The following is a 3021-nucleotide window of genomic DNA, read 5'->3' on the forward strand; positions in this document are numbered from 1 at the left end:
GGGCGGGAATTGACGCTCACTGAACGTCTTGAGCTCGTATTTGATGCCTCCAGAGAAGCGCGACGGGTACTGATCTACGGTGAGTTGATCATTATTATCGTCTACTTACCCATTTTTGCATTGACGAGTGTCGAAGGAAAGATGTTTCATCCGATGGCGCTCACGGTTGTGACTGCGTTGATTGCGGCAATGATTCTCTCCCTGACCTTTGTTCCGGCAGCGATTGCATTCTTTCTGTCCGGTAAAGTGAAAGAGACGGAAAGCCCGGTAATGGCATGGGCCAAAAAAGCCTATGTGCCGATATTGACGGCAACCATGAAACACCGCGAGCTCACCGTGACGATTGCTGTCGTTATTGTCATATTGTCAGGTTTATTGACGACGCGTGTCGGCAGTGAGTTTGTTCCCAGCTTGAACGAAGGCGATATCGCGCTGCATGCCATCCGCATTCCGGGCACCAGTTTGACCACAGCGATTGAAATGCAGAATGAGTTAGAAGAGGCGATAAAAAGATTTCCTGAAGTCGACAGAGTGTTCTCCAAAATCGGCACTGCCGAGATTGCCACGGACCCCATGCCGCCGAGTGTTGCAGATGTTTTTATCATCCTCAAACCGCAATCGGAATGGCCAGGCCCGCATCACACCAAAGCAGAGTTAGTTGCCGCCATGGAACAGGCTGTACGCAAGGTTCCGGGTAATAACTACGAATTTACCCAGCCAATACAAATGCGCTTTAATGAACTGCTTTCCGGTGTGCGTGCCGATGTCGCCGTCAAAGTATTTGGCGATGATATGGATACCCTGCTGGCTTTAGGCGAAGCCATAGAAAAGCAGCTTAAAACCGTTCCCGGCGCTGCGGATGTGCGAACGGAACAAATTACCGGTTTACCGGTGCTGTCCATCCAAATGGATCGCGCAAAAATGGCGCGGTATGGCCTGAATGGCCGCGATGTGCAAGATGTCGTCGCCATGTCGGTGGGCGGCAGAAGCACCGGGATGATTTTTGAAGGCGACCGGCGCTTCGATCTGCAAATCCGCTTGCCGGAGCATTTGCGCGCCGATATTGAAGCGCTGAAACGGCTACCCATCAGCGTTCCGATGCAAAGTGTGACTATGGCTGCCAATGCACCGCAAGCTGCACAAGCAGCCCAACCGGCTGTGCCGGTTTTTGTCACTCTGGGAGAAGTGGCCAACTTCGAGATCACTCAGGGCCCCAATCAAGTCAGCCGGGAAAATGGTAAGCGCAGGATCGTGATTACCGCCAATGTGCGTGGCCGTGATCTGGGTTCATTCGTCCATGAAGCCGAACAACTGATCGCAAAAAAAGTACCGATCCCACTGGGATACTGGACAACCTGGGGCGGCCAGTTTGAACAAATGATTTCCGCAGCACAGCGTCTCCAGATCGTGATACCAGTCGCACTCGGTTTGATTTTTATTCTGCTGTACACGATGTTCGGCAATATGCGTGATGGACTGCTCATGTTCACCGGCGTTCCTTTTGCTTTGACCGGCGGCATATTTGCGTTATGGCTGCGCGATATTCCATTGTCCATTTCAGCCGGGGTTGGATTTATCGCGCTATCCGGCGTAGCGGTTCTGAACGGCTTGGTGATGCTGGCGTTTATCCGCGGATTGAGAGAAAAAGAAGGATTATCTTTGGATGATGCGATTCAAACCGGTGCGCTGACCCGGCTGCGCCCTGTACTGATGACGGCCTTAGTGGCGTCGATCGGTTTCCTGCCGATGGCGCTGGCTACCGGTACCGGCGCGGAAGTGCAGCGGCCTCTGGCAACGGTAGTAATCGGAGGCATTCTTTCCTCCACTATTCTGACCCTGCTTGTATTGCCAGTACTGTATCGGCTCATCCATGGACGAGATACTTCGAATAAAGACACATCGATAGATCTTGAAATAAGAAAGATACAAGGTTAATGACAGCGCCGCTAGTTCAACGGGATGATATCTAGCTTTATAACGATTGGAGCCGTGTGCATGTTATGCATGAAAACGACAGTATCCGCCTTTGCCTCGCTACGACCCACAACAATTTAGCGTTAGTCGGGTACCGAGTTGGCGCAAGCGGCCGGTGCCAAAGTTAGGCATTGATTCTCCACACCATGAGAACTTGCGTATTTACAGTATGGAGTCTTTCTGGGGCTTTGCTAACCGCCGTTTGGCAAAGATCGCTGGTGTATCTGAATATATACTGTTTATTTGCACTTGAAAGAAACTGAATTTTATTTTAACCATCAATCTATTAGGCAATTCTCAAATTATTACGTTTCAGTTCGCTTTAACTTCCCAATACCACTATGTTCTTAAGCTTAAGAAACTAATTCAACTATACCTGTACCTAGTCGGTATACTCCGCCTACTATCTGAATTTTTTTCTCCTTCACGGATTGACTCAAGATCGGGGTACTATTCTTCAGCTCGGCAACAGTGAGGATGACATTCATTTTGACCGCATTTTCATATAGCATTCCGGGCATATTTCTCGCTGCTCTGACTGCAGGCGATAATGCAGTTGCCATTGTTTGGATGTGTCCTGGAAACTGTTTATTCTTATCAATGGCATCAATAGCGGCTCCCACAGCTCCACAGCTTTCATGGCCAAGCACCATGATCAACGGTGTATGTAATACGGCAACCGCATATTCAAGCGTGGCCAGAAAATCGACAGTTATATAATTACCAGCAACTCGAGCCACAAATAGATCCCCGTGAGCCTCATCAAAACACTGTTCAGGACCGACTCTGGAGTCGGCGCAACCCAAAATGGCAGCGTAGGGGTTTTGCCCTTTAACCAGAGCATCCTGGGAAGTATGTATGTCCAAGGATACAGTCGATTGACCACTACCATGCCGCTTGCTGCCTGCCATTAATCTTTCCAAAGCTTGATCAGGGGTAAGCACGTTCTCAGGCTGGGGCGGGATTTTGGTAGATGACGGCAAAGGTACCTTTGTTTCTTCCACACTGGCGATACCTGCACCACTAATACCCAAACCCAGCGCAGAG

2 protein-coding genes are annotated in these 3021 nt (G+C 49.9%); one reads left to right on the plus strand and one right to left on the minus strand.

What is annotated here, in order from left to right; translation table 11 throughout:
- Positions 1-1935 (plus strand): CusA/CzcA family heavy metal efflux RND transporter (locus tag Q0C11_RS14590; RefSeq protein ID WP_293009211.1); only part of this gene is annotated, 1935 nt, incomplete at its 5' end.
- Between the two features lie 392 nt (positions 1936-2327).
- Here the strand turns inward: Q0C11_RS14590 and Q0C11_RS14595 are convergent.
- Positions 2328-3021 (minus strand): carbonic anhydrase (locus tag Q0C11_RS14595; protein ID WP_293009213.1); only part of this gene is annotated, 694 nt, incomplete at its 5' end.

Source organism: Nitrosomonas sp. (assembly GCF_022842015.1).
Taxonomy (GTDB): domain Bacteria; phylum Pseudomonadota; class Gammaproteobacteria; order Burkholderiales; family Nitrosomonadaceae; genus Nitrosomonas.